At 73.8% G+C, this 21,184-nt stretch carries 17 protein-coding genes; 14 read left to right on the plus strand and 3 right to left on the minus strand.

The genetic code is table 11. From position 1 onward, the window contains the following. Nucleotides 1-17: 17 nt before the first annotated feature. The 14 genes from ACZ50K_RS04865 (at nucleotide 18) to ACZ50K_RS04930 (ending at nucleotide 16,240) form a co-directional block, all read left to right on the plus strand. Nucleotides 18-1,613, plus strand: a complete 1,596-nt coding sequence (locus ACZ50K_RS04865; protein ID WP_468897544.1) for a S8 family serine peptidase — start codon at nucleotides 18-20, stop codon at nucleotides 1,611-1,613. 240 nt (nucleotides 1,614-1,853) lie between these two features. Continuing rightward, a complete protein-coding gene (locus ACZ50K_RS04870) occupies nucleotides 1,854-3,134 on the plus strand; it encodes a lysine N(6)-hydroxylase/L-ornithine N(5)-oxygenase family protein (RefSeq protein ID WP_468897546.1) in 1,281 nt (426 codons plus the stop codon). Next, nucleotides 3,134-4,705 carry a class I tRNA ligase family protein gene (locus ACZ50K_RS04875; protein ID WP_468897548.1) on the plus strand — a complete coding sequence of 524 codons (1,572 nt, stop codon included), beginning with the start codon at nucleotides 3,134-3,136 and terminating at the stop codon, nucleotides 4,703-4,705. Before ACZ50K_RS04870 ends, ACZ50K_RS04875 begins: the two co-directional genes overlap by 1 nt. Next, nucleotides 4,702-5,838, plus strand: coding sequence for an NAD(P)/FAD-dependent oxidoreductase (locus ACZ50K_RS04880; RefSeq protein ID WP_468897552.1), 1,137 nt, complete (start codon nucleotides 4,702-4,704; stop codon nucleotides 5,836-5,838). The genes ACZ50K_RS04875 and ACZ50K_RS04880 overlap by 4 nt, the downstream gene beginning before the upstream one ends. Next, nucleotides 5,835-7,166 carry an MFS transporter gene (locus ACZ50K_RS04885; protein ID WP_468897554.1) on the plus strand — a complete coding sequence of 444 codons (1,332 nt, stop codon included), beginning with the start codon at nucleotides 5,835-5,837 and terminating at the stop codon, nucleotides 7,164-7,166. Before ACZ50K_RS04880 ends, ACZ50K_RS04885 begins: the two co-directional genes overlap by 4 nt. Next, a complete protein-coding gene (locus tag ACZ50K_RS04890; RefSeq protein WP_468897556.1) occupies nucleotides 7,163-8,488 on the plus strand; it encodes an ATP-grasp domain-containing protein in 1,326 nt (441 codons plus the stop codon). Before ACZ50K_RS04885 ends, ACZ50K_RS04890 begins: the two co-directional genes overlap by 4 nt. After that, nucleotides 8,485-9,783 (plus strand): ATP-grasp domain-containing protein, encoded by a 1,299-nt coding sequence (locus tag ACZ50K_RS04895; protein WP_468897558.1) that lies wholly within the window; start codon nucleotides 8,485-8,487, stop codon nucleotides 9,781-9,783. Before ACZ50K_RS04890 ends, ACZ50K_RS04895 begins: the two co-directional genes overlap by 4 nt. Nucleotides 9,784-9,797: 14 nt before the next feature. Continuing rightward, a complete protein-coding gene (locus ACZ50K_RS04900; RefSeq protein ID WP_468897561.1) occupies nucleotides 9,798-10,994 on the plus strand; it encodes an acyl-CoA dehydrogenase family protein in 1,197 nt (398 codons plus the stop codon). 2 nt (nucleotides 10,995-10,996) lie between these two features. Further along, nucleotides 10,997-12,220 (plus strand): acyl-CoA dehydrogenase family protein, encoded by a 1,224-nt coding sequence (locus ACZ50K_RS04905; protein WP_468897563.1) that lies wholly within the window; start codon nucleotides 10,997-10,999, stop codon nucleotides 12,218-12,220. Between the two features lie 181 nt (nucleotides 12,221-12,401). Continuing rightward, complete coding sequence (locus ACZ50K_RS04910; protein WP_468897565.1) at nucleotides 12,402-13,109, plus strand: response regulator; 708 nt, start codon at nucleotides 12,402-12,404, stop codon at nucleotides 13,107-13,109. A gap of 136 nt (nucleotides 13,110-13,245) precedes the next feature. After that, nucleotides 13,246-13,614, plus strand: coding sequence for a cupin domain-containing protein (locus tag ACZ50K_RS04915; RefSeq protein ID WP_468897568.1), 369 nt, complete (start codon nucleotides 13,246-13,248; stop codon nucleotides 13,612-13,614). Next, nucleotides 13,611-13,940: an avidin-fold protein gene (locus tag ACZ50K_RS04920; RefSeq protein WP_468897570.1), complete on the plus strand. Its 330-nt coding sequence runs from the start codon at nucleotides 13,611-13,613 to the stop codon at nucleotides 13,938-13,940. The genes ACZ50K_RS04915 and ACZ50K_RS04920 overlap by 4 nt, the downstream gene beginning before the upstream one ends. After that, nucleotides 13,937-15,331, plus strand: coding sequence for an FAD-binding oxidoreductase (locus ACZ50K_RS04925; protein WP_468897572.1), 1,395 nt, complete (start codon nucleotides 13,937-13,939; stop codon nucleotides 15,329-15,331). The genes ACZ50K_RS04920 and ACZ50K_RS04925 overlap by 4 nt, the downstream gene beginning before the upstream one ends. Before the next feature lie 111 nt (nucleotides 15,332-15,442). Beyond that, a complete protein-coding gene (locus ACZ50K_RS04930; RefSeq protein WP_468897575.1) occupies nucleotides 15,443-16,240 on the plus strand; it encodes a lysophospholipid acyltransferase family protein in 798 nt (265 codons plus the stop codon). 73 nt (nucleotides 16,241-16,313) lie between these two features. On the opposite strand, the gene ACZ50K_RS04935 is transcribed toward ACZ50K_RS04930, so the two are convergent. From ACZ50K_RS04935 to pdxR, 3 genes are all read right to left on the minus strand, one after another. After that, the gene (locus ACZ50K_RS04935; RefSeq protein WP_468897579.1) at nucleotides 16,314-17,741 is read right to left on the minus strand and encodes a hypothetical protein; all 1,428 of its coding nucleotides are present in this window, start codon (nucleotides 17,739-17,741) and stop codon (nucleotides 16,314-16,316) included. Between the two features lie 25 nt (nucleotides 17,742-17,766). Continuing rightward, entirely contained in the window at nucleotides 17,767-19,233 is a 1,467-nt protein-coding gene (locus tag ACZ50K_RS04940) for a lipase family protein (protein ID WP_468897584.1), read from the minus strand. Nucleotides 19,234-19,492: 259 nt separating this feature from the next. Beyond that, nucleotides 19,493-21,088 carry a MocR-like pyridoxine biosynthesis transcription factor PdxR gene (gene pdxR / locus ACZ50K_RS04945; RefSeq protein WP_468897586.1) on the minus strand — a complete coding sequence of 532 codons (1,596 nt, stop codon included), beginning with the start codon at nucleotides 21,086-21,088 and terminating at the stop codon, nucleotides 19,493-19,495. Nucleotides 21,089-21,184 lie beyond the last annotated feature (96 nt).

Raw genomic sequence — 21,184 nt, forward strand, 5'->3', positions numbered from 1 at the left:
GGGGGGAGTGAACCACGTTGTTCTCCAGTTCTCCGAGGTCTTCAGGGTCCGCCGGCTTCGCCGGGATACGGACCCGCCGCGGCCCCGCCGCGTTAGTCCTCGCGACCGCGCTCGCGGTCGGCGGCGCTCTCTCGGCCCCGGCGACCGCCGCGGACGCCGAGGGCGTCGTCCAGTACGAAGGGGCCGCCAACGCGGTCCCCGGCAGCTACATCGTCCTGCTCAAGGAGTCGGGCAAGAAGGCGGCCTTCGCCTCGGGCAGCGCGCTGGCCGCCCGCTACCAGGGCAAGCTCGGCCACGTCTACGACGCGGCGCTCCAGGGGTACTCCATCGAGACCTCGCCCGCGCAGGCCAGGAAGCTGGCCAAGGACCCGGCCGTCTCCGCCGTGGTCCAGAACCGGGTGCTGTCGGTCGACGACGCCCAGCCCAACCCGCCCTCCTGGGGTCTGGACCGGGTCGACCGCGAGCGCCTCCCGCTCAACAACCGCTGGGAGTACCCCTCCCACGCGGGCACCGGCGTCACCGTCTACGTCCTGGACACCGGGGTGCGGATCTCCCACAAGGACTTCGGCGGCCGCGCCCGGTACGGCTACGACGCCATCGACAACGACAACACCGCCCAGGACGGCCACGGCCACGGCACCCATGTGGCCGGCACCGTCGCCGGGTCCAAGTACGGCATCGCCAAGAAGGCCAAGATCGTCGCCGTGCGGGTGCTGAACAACCAGGGCTCCGGCACCACCGCCCAGGTGGTGGCCGGCATCAACTGGGTGACCAAGAACGCCGTCAAGCCGGCCGTGGCCAACATGAGCCTGGGCGGCTCGGCCGACGCGGTGCTCGACAAGGCCGTCGCCAACTCGGTCGCCAAGGGCATCACCTACGCGGTCGCCGCCGGCAACCAGAACAAAGACGCGAGCACCCACTCGCCGGCCCGCGAGCCCAGCGCCATCACGGTCGGCTCCACCGAGCGGACCGACCGCCGTTCGGACTTCTCCAACTACGGCAAGCTCGTCGACCTCTTCGCCCCCGGCGGGTACATCACCTCGGCGGGCCACACCTCCGACACCGCCGAGCAGACCTTCTCCGGCACCTCCATGGCCAGCCCGCACGTGGCCGGCGCCGCCGCCCTCTACCTCTCCACCCACCGGACCTCCACTCCGGCCCAGGTGGCCAAGGCACTGGTCGACGGCTCCATCAAGGGCTCGATCATGGACACCGCCCCCGGGTCCCCCAACCGGCTGCTCTACGCGGCCGGCAAGCCCATCCGGCCGGCCGGGAAGCTGTTCGCCAACGAGACGGACTACTCCCTGGACGGTGACGTCGCCACCTCCTCCATCAAGGTCACCGGAGTGACCGGCAAGGCGCCCTCCGACCTGGAGGTCACCCTCAGCGCCAAGCACACCTGGTCCGGCGACCTGCGGTTCGAACTGATCGCCCCGGACGGCACCGTCTACCGGGTCAAGTCCGAGGACGTCTCCAACTACGACGACTCCCTCTACGCGATCTACGCCGTCAACGCCTCCTCGGAGACCGCCAACGGCACCTGGAAGCTCCGGGTCACCGACACCGGACCCTTCTCCGGCGGCAACCTCAACCGCTGGGCCCTGGGCTTCTAGCCCCGGCCGCCCGGCACCCCCCCGGCACCCACCGGGGTCCCACCGGGGTCCCACCGGGCCCGCCACCGATCCACGAGGTCCCGTCCCCCGCCGCCCGGCGGAGGGCGGGACCTCCGGCTTTCCCCGTTCCGCAGATTCCCGGGTGCTCGGGAAAGGTTCCCCTATCGACCGGGAACAGCGGAAATCTAGCCTCGCTACTGCTCGTCCCGAGCGGGATCACAGCGATCGAGGGGGGAAAGCGTGGCGGTTCGAGAGGTCGGTGTCCTGGCCATCGGAGCGGGTCCGGCGAATTTGGCGCTGGCGGTGGCCATCGAAGAATCAGGATCGGCCGAACTGGCCGAAAACACTCTGCTTTTGGAACAGAGTCCGGACATCAAATGGCAGCGCGACCTGCTGATGCCCTGGGCGCGCAGCCAGGTGTCCTTCCTCAAGGACCTGGTGACGCTCCGGAACCCCACCAGCAGGTTCTCGTTCCTCAACTTCCTGCACCACCAGGGCCGGCTCGACGAGTTCGTGAACCTGGGCACCTTCAACCCGTTCCGCTGGGAGTTCTCCGACTACCTCCAGTGGGTGGCCGCCTCCCTGGAACGGGTGGAGATCCGCTACGGAGCCCGGGCCGCCCGCGTCGACCCCGTCTGCGACGAGGACGGATCGGTGACCGGCTGGAGCGTGCTGCTCACCGACGGGGACCGGATCAACTGCCGGGACCTGGTCGTCGGCGGCGGCCGCGACCCCCGGGTCCCCGAGGTGTTCGCCGGACTGCCGGCGGAACGGGTGGTGCACAGCTCCCAGTACCGCACCAGCATCGCGCGCATCCCGAAGGACAAGCCGGTCCGGGCGGTGGTCGTGGGCGGGGCGCAGAGCGCCGCGGAAATGTTCTTCGCGCTGCGCGAGAACCTCCCGCAGAGCCAGGTGACCATGGTGGTCCGCTCGATAGGGCTGCAGAACTACCAGTCCAGCAAATTCGTCAACGAACTGTTCTTCCCTTCGTTCGTGGACGAGTTCTACGAAAGTCCCGCGGAAGTCCGCTCCCAGGTCCTGGACGAGATGCGGCTCACCAATTACGCCGGACTCGCCCCGCCCTTCCTCGACGAGCTCTACACCATGCTCTACCGGGACAAGATGCTGGGCCCCCAGCGCTCCAGCGTCCGCGCCATGACCGAGGTGGCCGCCGCCCGGGTGGAGGGCGGGGAGGTGGTCCTCGACCTCCGGGACCGGATGAGCGGCAAGATCGAACAGCTCCGCTGCGACCTGGTGCTCCTCGGCACCGGATTCGACCCCCGCAAACCGGCCCTGGTCCGCGACCTGGCCGCCCGGGTGGGCCTGGACGAGGTGGCCGTCAGCCGCTCCTACCGGGTGGACCTCGGGGAGTCCGCCTGGGGCGCCGTCTACCTCCAGGGGGTCAACGAGGAGACCCACGGCATCGCCGACTCCCTCATCAGCGTGCTGGCCCACCGCTCGCAGGACATCCTCGCCGACCTGATGGCCCGCCGCGCCGTCGCCGAACCGAGAGGCGTCTGATGGCACCGGACCGGCACCCGCGGCCGCCCCGCCCCACCCGCACCCTGGTCATCGCCCCCGGCCCCACCGCCAACGGCGACCTGCACCTGGGCCATCTGGCCGGCCCCTTCCTGGCCGCCGACGTCTGCGCCCGCTACGCCCGGGCCACCGGCCGCGAGGTCCTCTTCGGCACCGGGGTCCACGGCACCCAGAACTACATCGTCACCACCGCCGCCCGGCTGGGCGTCGGCCCCGAGGAGCTCCGCTCCCGCTCCGCCGGGCAGATCGAACGGACCCTGGAGGCCGTCGGCATCCGCCCCGACGGGTTCGTCGGCTTCGACGACCGCTACGTGAAGTCGGTCCGCGGCTTCTTCGAGCGGCTGCACGCGGCCGGGGCGCTGCGGCTGCGCTCCGTCCGGCTGCCCTACGCCCCGCGCACCGGGGAGTACCTCACCGACGCCTATGTCCGCGGCGGCTGCCCGGTCTGTCTGGCCGAGGGCTGCGCCGGGCTCTGCGAGAACTGCGGGCACTGGATCGGCTCCGGGGAGCTGATCGGCCCGCGCTCCGCCCGCGACCCCGGGGAGCCGGTGGAACTGCGCGAGGAGAAGGTGCTCGTCCTGCCGCTGGAGGAGCACCGGGAGGCCCTGACGGAGTACTTCGCCCGGCAGGGCGGGAAACTGCGGCCCCGGCTGGCCCAGCTGGTGGCGGAGCTGCTGTCCGGGCCGCTGCCCGACTACCCGATGACCCTGCCGATCGGCTGGGGGATCCCCGCCCCGTTCCCGGAGGTCGCCGGCCAGGTGATCTACGGGGACGTGGAGACCATCGCCTGGAGCATGCACGCGGGGGTGCTCGCGGCCGAGCGGCGCGGGGAGGCGGTCGGCGCCGAGGACGAGCTGTGGTTCTCCGGCTCCGGCACCGAGGTGGTGTACTTCTGCGGCTCCGACGCCGGGTTCGCCTTCGCGGTGGCCGGCACGGCCATGCTCCTCGCCCTGGGCGGCTATGTGCTGCCGGAACGGTTCGTCACCAACGAGTTCTACGAGCTGGAGCACGACAAGTTCTCCACCAGCCGCGGCCATGTGGTGACCGGGCAGGAGCTGGCGGCCGAAGTGCCCCGGGACCTGGTCCGGTTCTGCCTGGCCGCGACCAGCCCCGACTTCCAGCGGACCAACTTCACCCGGGAGGCGCTCGCCCGGATCACCGAGGACCGCCTGGTCGGACCGTGGAACCGGGTGGCCGACAAGGCCGCCCGGTGGACGGGCCGCGGCCCGCTGCCGGTGTCCGCCCGTTCCCGGTCGGCGGCCGGTCGCATGCTGGAACGATTCGCCGCCGGATACGGGGTCGAGCGGTTCAGCCTCACCGCCGTCGCCTTCACCCTCTCCGAGCAACTGGCCCGGCTGGACCGCTGGGAGGTCACCGGGGAGGACGCCGGGGACTTCTGCCACGAGGTGGACCTGTTCCTGCGCTGCGCGGCCCCGGTCCTGGTCGACCTGGCCGCCGAGGCCCTGCCGGAGGACCGTACGATCCCGGCCCGGCCGCACGCCGTCCGGTTCACCCCGGTCCGGCTGCCCCGGCTCGCGGAGCCGGACCGGTGACCGGGCCCACCACCGGGCCGACCTCGCCCGGGCCCGGGACCGGCCCAGGCACCGCCCCGGCCGCGGGCCGCCCGGCGGCCGGCGCCCGCCGGGTGGTCGTGGTGGGCGCCGGGGTCACCGGGCTGCTGACCGCACTGGAATGCGCCCTGGCCGGGCACCGGGTGACCCTGCTCGACCGGGGCCCGGTGCCCAACCCGGGGTCCAGCTCCTTCGACCGCACCCGGGTGATCCGCACCTTCGGCGCCGGGGACACCGAGGCCGGCCGCCGGATGGCCGCCGCGCACCGCCGCTGGCTGGAGCTGGAGACCCTGCTGGGCACCCGCTTCTACCGGGGCGTGGGCGTGGTCACCGCCTGGCCCCGGGACCGGATCGCCGAACTCCGGGCGGCCGCCGCCGAGACCGGCACCGTCCTGGAACCGGTGGAGCCGGCCGAACTGCCCCATCTGGAGTTCCCGGACGGCTCCACCGGACTCCGCGAGGTGGACGCCGGGGTGCTGCTCGCCGAGCGGGTCCTGCGGGCCGCGGCCCGCTGGCTCTCCGGCCACCCCTCGGTGACCGTCCGCCCGTACACCGCCGTCAGCGACGTGGACCCGGACACCGGGAAGCTGCTGCTGGCCGGCGGGGAGACGCTGGGCGCCGATCTGGTGCTGGTCGCGGCCGGCCCGTGGACCAGGGACCTCTTCGCCCACCCGGTGGTCCTGCACCGCCAGACCACCGTCTATCTGCGGCCGCCCCGGGACACCGCCCCCTGGTGGCGGACCGCCCCGGCGGTGGCCGGCCTCGGCGCGGACGGCAGGGCCTGGGTGGTGCCCCCCGGCGACGGCAACCTGCTCAAGATCAGCTCCGACGCGGTGCGCCGGTCCGTGGTCACCACCGAGGACTGCCCCGGCGAGAGCCAGGCCCGCTGGGTCCGCCGACTGACCCGGACGGCCCCGCTGTCCGGCCTGGACCGCTACACCGTGGCGGCCGTCAAACCCTGCCACTACACCACCGACGCCGCCACCGGCGGCGCGCTCCTGGCCCGGATGGGACCGGCCGTCTGGTCCCGCGCCGCCTGTGGCGGCTCCGGATTCAGCCAGGCCCCGCTGGTCGCGGGACGGATCGTCGACGCGTTGAAGGGAGCGGCGGCATGAAGAAGGCGGAAGGCCCCCCGATCGGGGTGTTCGAGGCGCTGAAGGCGACCCCGGCCCCGGTCCGCTATCTGCTCGGCGGCGTGCTGGTCAACCAGCTCGGCGCGTTCGTCCAGACCTTCCTGGTGCTGTACCTGACCTTCCGCGGGGTGTCCGTCGGCTCGGCCGGTCTGACCCTCGTCGCGTACAGCATCGGCGCCGTCTTCGGTTCCATGCTCGGCGGCGAGTTCACCCAGCGGTTCGGTCCGCGCGCCACCATCGTCACCGCGATGGCCGCCTCGGCCCCCCTGGTGGCCTCGATCTCCTGGCTCAGCGGCCCGGACCGGTTCCCGGCGCTGCTGGCGGTCGTCGGACTGGCCGGACTCTTCACCCAGTCCTACCGGCCGGCCGCGGCCGTCCTGCTCAGCGACCTGATGCCGGACCGCTACCAGGTCATGGCCTTCTCCATGATGCGGATCGCGCTGAACGTGGGCGCCGCACTGGCCCCGCTGCTCGCCGCCGGTCTGATCCTGATCGACTGGGACCTGCTGTTCTGGGTGGACGGCGCCACCGCGCTCCTCTACGCCGCGCTCGCCTTCGTTCTACTGCCCAGACGTCCCGCCCCGGCCCCGCCGGAGAAGACCGCGGCCGCGAGGACCGGAACCGGGGCATCTGGAACCGGGGCGGCGGAGCCCGGCCCTCCCCGACGCCGCTCCGCCTACGCGGAGATGCTGGCCGACCGCCGGTTCCTCGCCTATCTGGTCGCGGTGTTCATCGGCACCATCACCTATGCGCAGGGCCATATCGCCCTCCCGCTGGAGATCGTCGAGGACGGCTATCCGACCAGCCTGTACAGCACGGTGCTCACCGTCTCCTCGGTGGTCCTGATCACCTGCGAACTCAAGATCACCGCACTGATCGCCGGACTGCCCCGGCACATCGTGGTCCTGATCGGCCACGCCGCGGTCACCCTGGGCCTCGCGGTGTACGCCCTCTCCTCGAAGTCCGCGGTGTTCGTCGTCACCGGGGCGGTGTTGGGAGTGGTCGGCATCATGATCGCCGCACCCAGCATGTTCGCCCACCCGGCCACCTTCCCGGCGGAGGTGAAGGCCCGCCACATCGCCGCGGGCCAGGCCCTGGCCGGGATGGCCTCGGCCATCGCCCCGGTCTTCGGGGTCTATGTGTGGAGCCGGCTCGGCGGCGGGTTCTGGCTGGTCTGCGCGGTCCTGGAGGCGGTGGCCGGGGTGCTGGCCATGGTGGCCCTCAACCGCGCCAAGGACCGCACCGAACCCGCCGGGGCGGACGCCCCCAAGGCCGGGGACCCTGCGGAAGTCTCCGGAGGCAGCTCATGAGCGGCCGTCCCGTCCTGGTCGTCGGATTCGTCGGGGTCACCCTCGCCACCATCGCCGGCTTCCAGCCGGCCGACTCGGTGGTCTACGTGGAGGAGCCCGACGTGGTCCGCAAGCGCGGGGTCCGCGAGCAGCTCGCCGGGCAGCCGTTCGTCCGCGGTCTGCTCGAAGCCGAGTACCACCTGCCCGGCGCCGCCGACGAGTTCCACCAGGCCCACCCCGGCCTGGACCCGGCCGCCGTCATCCCGGCGGTCGAGTACGCCACCCCGTTCGCCGCCCGGCTCGCCGAACGCTACGGACTGCCCGGCGCCGGCCTCGGCGCCGCCCAGGTCATGCGGGACAAGTCCCTGCTGCGCAGGGTCACGGCCGCCGCCGGGATCGCCGGCCCGGCCGCCGTCCGGGTGCACGGCCCCGAGGACGTACGGGCCTTCCTGCGGGCCCGCCCCGGCCGCCGGGCCGTGCTCAAACCGGCCAACCGGCAGGCCTCGGTGGGCACCCGGGTGCTGGACTCGCCCGCCGAGGCGGAAGGGGCCTGGGCCGACTGCCTGGACCAGGACGAGGGCGTCTTCGTCCCCGACCGTCCCATCGAACTCTCCATGCTGGCCGAGGAGTTCCTCGAAGGACCCGAGTACAGCGTGGAGATGCTGGTCCGGGACGGCACCCCGCTGTTCACCAACATCACCGCGAAGGAGCTGTTCCCCGGCCCCTACCCGGTCGAGATGTCCCACACCGTGCCCGCCGACATCCCCGCCGGCCTGGCGGCACGGCTCGCCGAACGGACCGTACGGGTGCTCGGGGCGGCCGGCTTCCACGACGGAGCCGTGCACTGCGAATGGATCGTCTCCGACGGCACCCCCCATCTGGTGGAGTGCGCCGGCCGGCTGCCCGGCGGCGGGATCCTGGACACCATCCAACTCGCCTATCCGGTACCGCTGTTGCAGGCCTACTTCGCCCTGATGCAGGGACTGCCGACCGGGCGGCTGCCGGCCCGGGCCGGGGGCGGCGCGGCCGTCCGCTTCCTGACCACCGCCCCCGGCCGGATCACCGGGGTGCACGGCACCGGACCGGCCCGGGCCGCGGACGGGGTGTTCCTGCTGCACACCGCCGCCGCCGGGGACCGCTTCCCGGACCTGCGGCACTCCTGGCACCGGGCCGGCGTGGTGATGACCACCGGGGACACCCCCGCCCAGGCCCGCCACAGGGCCGAAGCCGCCGCCCGACTGGTCGAGTTCACCACCGAAACCCCATCCGCGTCCACCACCGGAACCCCGTCCGGAACCGCTTCCGCGTCCACTTCCGGATCCGCAGAAGGAGGAGAGGCATGACCGCCGGCAACGGCACCCTGCTGGTCATCGGGAGCGGGCTGAAGGTCTACCGCGAGTACCTGGTGGCCCCGATCCGCCGCCGCGCCCGCGCGGCCGGACTGGACATGGTGCTCCTCAACAACCTCAGACCCACCTGGCAGCACGCCTACTTCGACGAGATCGTGGTGGCCAACGTCTTCGACTCGGCCACCATGACCGCGGCCGCCCGGGAGATCGCCGGCCGCCGCGAGATCGTCGGCCTGATGTGCTGGGACGAGCCCCTGGTCCTGGACGCCGGCCTGCTCGCCGCGGAGTTCGGGGTGCCCGGGCTCTCCGGGCCCGGGGTCCGGGGCTGCCGGGACAAGCGGCTCACCCGCAGCGAACTGACCGCCGCGGGCCTCCACCAGCCCGGTTTCGAACTGACCGGCACGGTCGCCGGGGCCCGCGCCGCGGCCGACCGGATCGGCTACCCGGTGGTCGTCAAACCCCGGGCCATGGGCGCCAGCATCGGGGTGGTGTTCGCGGCGGACGCGGCCGAGCTGGAACGGGCCGCCGGGATCGCCCTGGCCGCCAGCCGGGTCGACCCGGGACCGTACCGGGCCGGGGTGATCGTCGAGGAGTACGCCCCCGGACCCGAGATCAGCGTGGACGGGGCCGTCCACAAGGGGGAGTACCTGCCGCTGTTCCTGGCCCGCAAGCACACCAGCGACCAGCCGTACTTCGAGGAGGTCGGGCACGTGGTCGACGCCGCCGACCCGCTGCTCGACGACCGGGAGCTCATGGACACCCTGACCCGGGCGCACCGGGCCCTCGGCATCGAGGACGGCATCACCCACACCGAGGTGCGGCTGACCCCGCGCGGCCCGCTGGTGATCGAGGTCAACGGCCGGCTCGGCGGGGACCTGATCCCGTTCCTGGGCCGGGCCGCCACCGGGATCGAGCCCGGCGAGGTGCTCTTCGACGTGGCCACCGGGCAGCGCCCGGACACCCGGCCCACCCGGCGGGCGGTGGCCGGGATCCGGTTCGGCTATCCGGACCGGGACTGTGTGCTGCGGTCCGTGACGGTGCCCTCGGACCTGCCCGGTCTGCTGGCCGCCGCCCCGATGGCCGAACCGGGCAGCACCCTGAGGCTGCCGCCCGGCGGCTATCTGGCCCGGCACTCCTTCGTGGTGTGCGAGGCCGAGGACACCACCGGCTGTCTGGACCGGCTGGCCGCCGCGGCCGAGGCCGTGGAACTGGTGGCCGATCCGATCGGCCCGCCGGAGGCGGACGCCCTGTTCGCGATGCCCGACGGGCTGCTGGACGTGGACGAATGAGCGGGGGGAACGGGATGAGCCCAGCGGGTCCGGCCCGGACGGCGGAGGAACTCCTGGAACGGTCACGGGCGTTGGTGCCGCTGCTGCGGGAGCGGGCGGCGGAGGTCGAATCGGCCCGGCGGCTGCCGCCGGACCTGGTGGAACTGCTCCGGGAGACCGGGGTGTTCCGGATGTGCTTCGGCCGGGAGTGGGGCGGTCTGGAGCTCACCTCCATGGAGCAGACCGAGGTGGTGGAGGCCCTGGCCTACGGGGACGCCTCCACCGCCTGGTGCGCCGGGATCGGGGCGATGACCGGACTGATCGCGCCCTTCCTGGAGGAGCCGGTCGCCAAGGCCGCGTTCCCGCACCCGGACGCCGTCACCGCCGGTGTCCTGGCCCCGGCGGGCCGGGCGGAGCGGGCGCCGGGCGGATACCGGCTGTCCGGCCGGTGGTCGTTCGGCAGCGGGATCACCCACTGCGACTGGGTGACCTCGGGGGCGTTCGTCTTCCAGGACGGTGCGCCGTACGCGAGTCCGGACGGCAGCAATCCGCACGAGTCCCGGCAGTTCCTGGTGCCCCGGCACCAGGTGGAGGTGATCGACAACTGGCACACCACCGGCCTGTGCGGCACCGGCAGCTGCGACTACGCCATGGACGGGGTGTTCGTCCCGGAGGAACACACCTTCAGCTTCTTCACCGTCCGGGGACGGCCCGGCCCGCTCGCCCAGTCGGACGCCTTCATGCGCAACACCTGCGGGGTCCCGCTCGGGGTGGCGCGGGCGGCCCTGGACCACGCCCGGGAGGTGGCGGTCACCCGGGTGGACCGGATGACCGGGGTGGCCTGGAAGGACAGCTACCGGGCCCGGGTGACCCTGGCCGAGTGCGAGGCCGCGTACGGGGCGGCCCGGCAGGGCGTCTACGGCAGCATGCGCCGCCAGTGGGAGGTGCTCGCGGCCGGCGGCGGCCCGGCGGACCTCACCCGGGACGAGCGGGCCGCCTCCCCGCTGTCCTGGGTGCACGCCTTCCGCACCTCCCGGGACATCGTGGCCCGGCTCTACGACCTGCTCCAGACCTGGTCGATCGGCCGCTCGTCCCCGATGGACCGCTGGCTCCGCGACACCACCACCATGTGCCAGCACTTCAACGCCCAGGACGCCGCCCTCGAATCGGCCGGCGCCTATCTGCTGGGCGGCACCCCCACGTTCCGGATCAGCCTCGGAGGGATCGTATGACCATGACCGACAAGCACCGGGCGCGCACCGCGACCGCCCCCGGACCGGCCGGATCCCCGGCCGAACTGCTGCGACGTGCCAAGGAGTTGGCTCCGGTGCTCCGGGAGCGGGCGGCGGAGATCGAATCGGCCCGGCGGCTGCCGGCCGACGTGGTGGACCTGCTGCGGGACGCCGGGGTGTTCCGGATGTGCTTCGGCCGGGAGTGGGGCGGTCTGGAGCTCACCTCCATGGAGCAGGTCGAGGTCATCGAGGCCCTGGCGCACGGCGACGCCTCGGCCGCCTGGTGCGCCATGATCGGCTCCAACACCGGGATCTACAGCGCCTTCCTGGACCAGACCGTCGCCAAGGAGATGTTCCCGACCCCGGACACCATCACCGCGGGGCTGCTCCAGCCCTCCGGCCGGGCGGAGCGGGTGCCGGGCGGATACCGGCTGTCCGGCCGGTGGTCGTTCGGCAGCGGGATCACCCACTGCGACTGGGTGACCTCGGGGGCGTTCGTGTTCCAGGACGGTGCGCCGTACGCGAGTCCGGACGGCAGCAATCCGCACGAGTCCCGGCAGTTCCTGGTGCCCCGGCACCAGGTGGAGGTGATCGACAACTGGCACACCACCGGCCTGTGCGGCAGCGGCAGCTGCGACTACACCGTGGACGGGGTGTTCGTCCCCGAGGAGCACACCTACCACTTCGGGAAGGTGTACGGCCGGCCCGGCCCGCTGGCCCAGCCCGACGCCTTCACCCGCACCATGTGCGCCGTCCCGCTCGGGGTGGCGCGGGCGGCCCTGGACCACGCCCGGGAGGTGGCGCGGACCCGGATGGACCGGATGACCGGGGTGGCCTGGAAGGACAGCTACCGGGCCCAGGTGACCCTGGCCGAGTGCGAGGCCGCGTACGGGGCGGCCCGGCAGGGCGTCTACGGCAGCATGCGCCGCCAGTGGGAGGTCCTGGAGGCCGGCGGCACCCTGGACGACCTCACCCCCGAGGAGCGGGCCGCCTCGCCGGTCTCCTGGGTGCACGCGTTCCGGACCTCCCGGGACGTCGTCGGCCGGCTCTACGACCTGCTCCAGGCCTGGTCGGTCAACCGCTCCTCACCGATGGACCGCTGGCTCCGGGACACCAACACCCTGTGCCAGCACCTCATCGCGCAGGACCGCATTCTCCAGTCGGCCGGGGCCTACCTCCTCGGCGGCTCACCGGAATTCGGAATCAGTCTCGGAATCGTCAAATAGGGCGTGGCCGGCACCGCGAACGCCCGCGACGGACCGTTGCGGTGGGGATGCGGTCTGCACCATTCTTGTGACCGGCCGGTCGGGGGGTCGCGCCGGAGACGATCGACTCGGGGGGAAGGAAGACGTGAATCAGCAGGCGAACATCAAGGAGTTACTCTGGCCACTCTCGTCACATATTGATGTGCGAAGAGGCTATGCGAGCCGCCGGCCGGACGGGGACCTTCCGGAGCTGCGCCCCGCGCGTTCCACGGTCACCGTGGTGCTCGCCGACGCACAGCCCGCGCTCCGGCACGGAGTCCGCTCCGTCCTGGAGCGGTCGGCGGACATCTGTGTGGTCGGAGAGGCCGGGACCCCGGACGAGGCGCTCGCGGAGACCTCCCGGTGCCGGCCGCACGTCCTGGTGGTCGACCCGCTGATGGACGGACCCGCCGGCACCAGGATCATCGCCCAGGTCCTGAGAACCAGACCCGAAACAGGCGTCCTGGTCTTCAGTTCCAAGGACGACGACCAGCTCATCACCTCGGCATTGCAGGCCGGCGCCCGCGGATTCCTGATCAAACGGGCCGACGCGGACCAGATCCTGCGCGGCATCCGGGCGGTCGCGGCCGGCGAGGCCATCGTCGACAAGTCGATCGCCGGCCGGCTGGCCACCCTGATGTGCCCGGCCACCGGCGCCTACTGCTACCCGTTCCCCCAGCTCACCGACCGGGAGCGGGACGTCCTGGAGCGCATCGCGGCGGGCAAGTCGAACGCGGCCATCGCCCGGGAACTCCTGCTCGCCTCCAAAACCATCAGCAACCGCGTTTCCGTGATATTCGGCAAACTCGGCGTGGCCGACCGCTCCCAGGCCATTGTGCTGGCCCGGGACGCGGGTCTCGGACATGGCTGAAACATTCCCTTGAACTTCCCGGCGGATTCCCTTCCGGCAGGGGCGGATTCCCCTGTCGAAAGGGAATTCCCGGCCCCTAGGCTGACGGTGGAAACGCAACCACCAGCGGATTCACCACGCCGATCGGAGCGGGAAGTTGAGCGAATCGAAGACCCCGGGGGTGACCCTGCGCCGGGGCGAACCGGACCGCCTGGTCCGGGCCCACGGCCTGGACCTCGGCCTCCTCCACCCCTGGCCGGGCCTGGCCGCCCCCTTCCACGGAGCCTGGTGCGTGCTGCGGCCGGGAGACGTCTCGGAGGCCCACGCCCACCACGAACCCGAACTGTTCATCGCCATGTCCGGCCGCGCCACCGTGATCGGCGACGGCACCCGCCAGGAGATCGCGGCCGGGGACCTCGCGCACACCCCGGCCGGGGTGGAGCACCACGTGGTCAACGGACACGACGAGGACTTCGTCTACTACGCGATCTGGTGGGACCCCCAGGACCCGGGACCGGTCTCGTGATCGACTACGAGGGACGCAGGTTCCGCAAGCCGCCCGGCGAGGGGGACGGGAAGGCCGTGGCCGTCTACCACCAGCAGGACGACCTGGTGTGGTGCGAGGTGGCGGGCGGGGAGGTCCGGCGCGGCTGGGTGGCCGGCACCAGGGCCCCCGACGGCACCCTCAGCATGGGCTACACCATCGTCTTCGACACCGGCGAGGTCGTCTGCGGACACACCGTCAACACCCCGGAGCACACCGCGGACGGCCGGCTGCGGCTGCGCGAGGTCTGGGAACGCTACGGGCCCCACGCCGGGACCGGGGTCTCCTACATCGAGGAGGAGCGATGAACGGGGCGGGCCGCGGGACAGGGGCCGGCGAGGCCGACTGGGCGCTGCTGGCGAAGACCGTGTCGGGGCGGCTGCTGCGGCCGGGGGACCCGGGGTTCCGGGCCGCCGGCACCCCCTTCAACACCCGCTACGCCGACACCGAACCGGCCGGGGTGCTCTCGGTGGCGGAGGTGGCCGACGTCCGGCACGCCCTCGCCTGGGCCCGGGACACCGGCACCGCGCTGACCGCCCGCGGCGGCGGGCACAGTTACGCCGGCCACTCGACGGGCACCGGGCTGGTCCTGGACCTCGGTGCCCTGGACACGGTCACCGCGGACGGCTCCACCGGGCTGGTCACCGCGGCCGGCGGCGCCCGGATGGCCGGGGTGTACCGGGCGGTCGAGCCGCACGGGATGGCCTTCGCGCTGGGCAACGGCCCCACCGTGGGCATCGCCGGACTCACCCTGGGCGGCGGGTTCGCGGCCACCTCGCGGGCGTACGGCCTGACCGCCGACGCCCTGGTCGGCTCCACCCTGATGACCGCCGACGGCCGGATCCTGGAATGCGACGCGGAGCGGAACCCGGACCTGTACTGGGCCTGCCGGGGCGGGGGCGGCGGCAACTTCGGCATCAGCCTGTCGTTCACCTTCCGGGCCCGGCCGGTCCCCGCGGTCTCCACCTGTCTGCTGCTGTGGGAGGCCGCCGAGGGGCCGGAGGTGTTCCGGCTGGCGCAGGAGGTGATGCGGACCGCCCCGGACGGGCTCTCGCTGCGGCTCGGTCTGAACGCCGGCCCGGGGGGCGGGCCGACGGTCTCGGCGGTGGGCCTGTACCTGGGCCCGGCGGAGGAACTCCGCGCACTGCTGGCCCCGGTGCTCGCACCCACCCGGCCGGTCCGCGCGGACCTGGCCGACCGGACCTTCTGGGAGGCCAGGGACTACCTGCTGCACGAGACCTCCGGCGGCTCCTTCGCGGCCCGGACCGGCTTCGCCGCCGAACCGCTGCCCCCCGAGGCGGTGGCCCTCGCCCTGGACCGGCTGGCCCGCCGTCCCGGCAGCGGCAATCCGGACGGCTGCGGGCTGGCCGTGTTCGGCTGGGGCGGGGCGATCAACCGGGTGGCCCCGGCGGACACCGCGTTCGTCCACCGGGACGCCTTCGCCCTGGTCGCCCTGGACGCCTCCTGGACCGCCGGGGACCCCCCGCGGACCGTGGCCGCCCACCTGGACTGGCTGGCGGAGCTCCGGGAGGCGATGGCCCCCTACCTGGGGGAGGGGGCGTACCAGAACTTCACCGACCCGGACCGGGAGGACTGGCGGACCGCCTACTACGGGGCCAACTATCCCCGCCTGGTGGAAATCAAGAGGAAGGTGGACCCGGACGGCTTCTTCCGCTTCCCCCAGGCGATCGGGACCTGAGACGTCAAGGGAGCTTTATCGCGCGTCAATTCGCATGCCGTTCCTCCGGTACGGTGGCGCTGCGTTCTCGCGTTTTTGACGATGCCGGAAGATCCGACTGGGGAACAATTCTTGTCCGAGAGCATCAAAGAACTGATCGATGTGGCCGGTGGTGAACTCCGGCAGCTGAGAGGGCTGCTGGGGCTCGTCGGAGACGCCGCCTTCGACCGTGCCCTGGACTGGCTGGTGGACGACTACTTCCAGGTCGACGCCCTGGGACTGGAACACGTCCCGGCCACCGGCCCGGCCATGGTGGTCGCCAACCACTCGGGCGCCTACGGGCTGGACGCCTTCGTGTTCCACAAGGTGTTCACACGGAGCGTCCCGCGCCCCATCCACATTCCCGCCGCCCCGCTGCTCTTCCGGTTTCCGGTGGTCGGCGCGTACGCGCGAAACCGCGGGGTATTTCCCGTCAATCCGATGCTGGGATGGGAACATCTGAACGACGGCGAACTCGTGGGGGTATTCCCGGAGGGAATGGCCGGACTGGAGAAACCCTTCCGGGAAAGGTACCGGCTCCGCCACTTCAGCCCGGGATTCGCCCTCACCGCGATCCGGGCCGGGGCCCCGGTCGTCCCGGTCGCCATCACCGGCGCGGAGGAGTCCCTCCCCAAGCTCGGTGAGGCCCCGGGGCTGGCCCGGCTGCTGGACCTGCCGTACTTCCCGCTGACCGCGCCGTTCCCGCTGCCCTCGAAGTGGCGGATCACGATCGGCGAGCCCCTCCCCGCGCCGGCCGTGGCGGGCGAACCCTTCCGCGTCCGCCGGGCCGCCGCCCAGGCCCTGTCCGCCCGGACCCAGGCCGCGGTCCAGTCCATGCTCGACCGAACCCGCCACATCCCGACCCCCCGCACCGCCCCCACCACCGGCTGACCCCACCCGCCGTACGGTCCCCGTGGCCCGGGCCCGGGCCACGGGGACCGTACGGCGGTCCAGGCGCCCTGACTCAGTCGCTCAGTCCGCGGGCGGCCCGGCGGACGCCTTCGGCGGCGTGGGCGCAGCGCGTGGAGTGGCCGAGGAGGGCCATGCGGAAGCGCTCGCCGGACTCGTCGGCGTTCCAACCCGGGTGCCCCGCGCAGGCGGCGAGACTTCGCGCGTGCTGCTCCAGGCGGTCCGCGCTGGCCCGGGCCAGCGCCCCGTACGAGGCGGGCGCGTAGCCCTGGGACGGGACCGGCCCGCCGGTCCGCGGTACGGCCGCAGCCCGGCCGTCGCCGGTGGCCCCGGCGGGGTCCTCCAGGGCCACCACCAGGGTCCGCGGGTCGAGGAGTTCCGGCAGCCGGTCGGGCACCAGCTCCGGGAAGACCAGCACCGGACGGCGGCCGGCCGCGAGTCCCGCCACCACCCTTTCGGCCACCCCGGCCGCGTACGCGGCCGTCGGGCAGTCGGCCGAACTCCCGCACAGCGCCGCCCCCCTGGGGTCCGGCCGGGGCCCGCCGTCCAGTTCCCGCAGCCGGGCCGGCGCGTACAGCAGCCCGGTGCCGGCCGGCACGGACAGGTCCTGCCAGTCGAACGGGGCCAGCACCGGGAACACGGCGGCGGCCACCGGCGGATAGCGGTGCAGCGCCTCCTCCACCGCATCCGCCGGCCTGGCCGCCGCCCCGGCCGCCAGCAGGGCCAGGGCCCGCAGCGAGGTCTCCGAGGCCGCGGCGGACACCAGCGCCAGCGCATGGGCCACCACCGGGACGGGGTCGGCTCCCGTGGGGCGGAGCCGGCCCGCGAAGGAGTCCGGGTCCGGGTCGGCCAGATGGCGGGCCAGCCGCCGCTCCAGCGCGCCCGCCCGGTCCGGGTACCCGTGGCCGCCGGCCTCCGCCGTGGCCACCGCCAGGATCTCGCTCAGCAGGGTGTCCTCGGCGGCCTCCGCGCCCACCACCACCCGGCGGGCCAGCCGCAGCATGGCGGACCGCCAGGCATCCCACTCCAGGGTCCCGTCCCCGCGCCGGGCCGCGGCCGCCCGGTCCAGCTCCGCCGTCGCCGCGGCGGGCCACTCCGCGGACGGGACGGCCGCCTCCGGCTCCGGGGCGGCGTGCGCGGACAGCCCGTACCGGCGGCCGCCGGAGTCCAGACCCTCCGCCGGGCCGAGTGCCCCCGAGGCGCGCCCGGCCGCCAGCAGCTCCTCGGCCTGCTCACCGGCCACCGGGACCAGGAAGGACCCGAAGGGGGTGCTCAGCCGGACCGGCCGCCCGGACCGGGAGCGCCGCAGATGCGCCAGCAGCATCCGGGTCACCCCTTCCCCGGTGGGCAGTTCCAGGCCCGGCAGCCGGACCGCGGCGGCCGTCCACGGCAGCCGCTGGGCCAGTGCGACCGCGCTGAACACGGCGTTCTCCAGGAGCCGGGCGGCCGCGGGCGCGGCCGGTGCGGCGGGCGGTGTGGTCATCGTCGGTCTCCCTCGGGGTGGGCGGTCACTTGTCGCGGAGCAGATAGGGCTGGTTGCCGACGATCTCGCCGTCGTAGGCCGTGATCAGCCCGTTGACCCGCTTCCGGTGATGCGCCATCTCCCCGCGCAGGGAGTCGGAGTAGGCCTGGGGCGCGTGCGACAGCGGGTAGTCGTAGGACTCGTCGAGCCAGTCCAGCTCCAGCCAGCCCTCCGGGACCGCGTGCGGGGAGGCCGGGCCGCGGCCGTCCAGCATCGGGATCACGTCGTGGTTGTTGACCAGGCTGATCACCGAGGTGGTGTGGTCCGCGGGCTGTTTGGCGTCGATCGGCGAGCCGACCGCGATCACATGGGTGAGCCGGTAGGTGGACACCACGTCGAAGTCGCTCGCCAGGTTGAGCGCGGTCAGTCCGCCCAGACTGTGCCCGACGATCATCAGCTCGGAACCGGCCGGGACACCGGCGCGCAGCAGCAGCTTCTTCACCGCCCGGGTGTAGGTGGTGTCGGTCCGCAGCGATCCGTCGAAGGCCCCGATGATGTCCTGCGGAGTGCTGTTGCTGAGCAGCGCGAAGCTGGTGCCGGGCAGCAGCAGCACGTACCGTTCGGCACCGTCGGCGCAGGCCACCCGGCGGAGCAGGGCCAGCCCGTGGTTGCCCAGCGCGCCGATGTCGTTGATGTAGCTGACCACGTCGTTCGCGGAGGTGCCGAGCACCTTGGCCAGGATGGCGTCCGGCTCGGCCCGTTCGGCGCGGCCGGGGCCCGGGTTGAGGTACCGCAGCAGCGAGCTGGGCAGCCCGAGGAAGGGATCGGTGGTGGGCACCCCGCCGGCCAGGGTCACCCAGGAGAACTCGTCGTTGACCGGGTTCTCGTCGAGGAGTCCGGACAGCGCCAGCAACTCCATGATCACCGGGCTGATGGTGGTCAGCGCCCGGGTCACCCCGAGCCGCTCGGTCAGCGCGTACAGCGCCCGCAGCGCCTCCAGCCGGTCGCCGGCGATCATCGCGTCGGTCATCCGCCGGGCCAACGGGGAGTCCAGGTTGGGGTGTTCGGCCGCCACCGCCCGGATCCGCAGGGCGAAGGCGTCCACCGCCATGGCCACCTTGGCCGGCCGGCGGTAGGTCATGCTGCCCGCCATCCGGGCCAGCTCGCCGACCACTCCGCCGTTCGCCCCGAACCCGAGTCCGGACGGACTGGTCAGGGCCCGGGCGCAGGCCACCGCCGTACCGAGCGCCCAGGCGGGCCGCCGCAGGGCGGTGAGGGCGAACCGCGGACTGGTCAGCGCGCCGGTCAGCTCGGCGCCCGCCCGCTTCGCGGTGAGTGCCGCGTCGGCCAGCAGCACCGAGGCGGCGAGCAGCAGCTCGGCATCGGTGCGCCCCGGGACGGCGGCCGGCCGGGTGGGTGGGGGGTCGGCCGGGGGGTCGGCCGTCTGGGCGCTGTGCCGGGGCGCGTCCGGGCGGCGCGGCGCGGGGGTGCCCCGGGACGTTTCGTCGACCACCTCAGGCGTCACATCGGTCCCTCTCGTCACTGTGGTCTGTGTGCGGGAGGCATCGTGGCACCGAATCCGATCGGCCCGACCCGGCCCGGCGCCCGGCGGGACACCGGCGGACCGCCCCGACCGGGGGCGGCGCCCACCGGCCCGGGCCCGGCGCCCCGGCCGGACCGGCGGGCGCGGGAAGGATGAACGCGCACCGGGCGCGTTGACCCGGTCCCCCGTAAGGGAGCGCCCGCGGCGCTCCGGCGGGGACCCGCGGGCCTCAGCCGGCCGCCCGACCGGGGGAGCGGAGCGCCCGGCCGAGCAGGGCCACGCCCTCCTCGATGTCCCCGGCCGATCCCGCCGCGTACCCGAGCACCAGCCCCGGCGGGCCGGGCCGCATCCGGTGCCAGGACAGCGGATGGACCTTCACCCCCAGCGCCAGCGCCGCCGCGGCCAGGGCGGTGTCGGAGGGCGGGGCCGCCGCCGGGTCCTCGAAGGTCACCGTCAGGTGCAGACCGGCGGCCGCACCGTGCACCCGCGCCCCCGGCAGCTCGGCCGCGATCGCCGCCAGCATCACGTCCCGCCGTCTGCGGTGCCGCCGCCGGACGTGCCGCAGGTGCCGCTCCAGCTCCCCGGAGTCCATCAGCCGGGCCAGCACCAGCTGGGTCAGGGTGCCGTTGCCGAGGTCCGCGTGCCGCTTGGCCTCCACCACCGGCCCCAGCAGACCGGACGGCACCAGCAGCCAGCCCACCCGGAGCGCGGGCGCGAGCAGCTTGGACACGCTGCCCGTGTAGCAGACCCCCTCGGCGGACAGCGAGCGCAGGGCCGGTACCGGCGGCCGGTCGTAGCGGTGCTCCGCGTCGTAGTCGTCCTCCACCACCAGCCCGCCCTCGCCGGCCCAGCGCAGCAGCTCCCGGCGCCGCTCCCCGTCGAGCACCACCCCGGTCGGGAACTGGTGCGCCGGGGTCATCACCACCACCCGCGCCCCCGTCCTCCGCAGCGCGCCGACGTCCAGGCCGCGTTCGTCCACCGGTACGCCGACCGGATCCAGTCCGGCGTACTCCAGCTGCTGGCGGGCACCGAGCGAGCCCGGGTCCTCCACGGCGATCCGGCGCAGGCCCCCCGCGCGCAGCACCCCGGTCAGCAGGGCCAGCGCCTGCGCCACCCCCGAGACGATCACCACCTCGGCCGGATCCGCCCGGACCCCCCGGTTACGGGCCAGCCAGCCGACCACGGCCCGGCGCAGTGCCAGAGACCCCCGGGGGTCGCCGTAGCCGAACTCGGCGGGGGTGACCTCGGCCAGCACCTCGCGCTCGGCCCGCAGCCACCCCGTCCGGGGGAACGCGGCCAGATCGGGCACCCCGGGGGACAGGTCCACCCGGCACTCCACCGCCCGCAGCGCGTCCACCGCCCCGGCCCGCCCGACACCGCCCGCGAACGGGCCGCCTGCGAACGGCCCGTCCGTGAACGGTCGCTCCGTGAACGGCCCGGTCCCGTCCGCCGCGGCCCGGACGGGCCCGGCCGAGGGGTGCGGGCCGGCCGGACCGGGCCCGCCCGGCGGGGCCGGGGCGGCGACCACCACGGTGCCGAGCCGCCCCCGCCCGGCCACCTGCCCGGACTCGGCGAGCCGGGCGTACGCCTCCGTCACCACGCCCCGGGAGAGCCGGAGTTCGGCGGCGAGCACCCGGCTGGCGGGCAGCCGGGACCCGACCGGCAGCCGACCGTCGGCGATCGCCGTCCGCAGCCGCCCGGCCAGCCACTCGGTCCGACCGCCGACCGGTGCCTCCCCGATGTCCAGGAGCAGGAAATCACTCCCGGCCTCCTCCCCGGAGCCCGAATTGGTCCTGTCGGCGGGGGTGTCTTTGGACCTGCTCATGCGGTCCATTCTGACCCAGGCTGGATCCATGGACACACCGCCCGCACCGCCCGCACCGCCCGCATTACCCGCACCGCCGGGACCTTCCGCACCCCG

Source organism: Streptomyces sp. NPDC033845 (assembly GCF_055576225.1).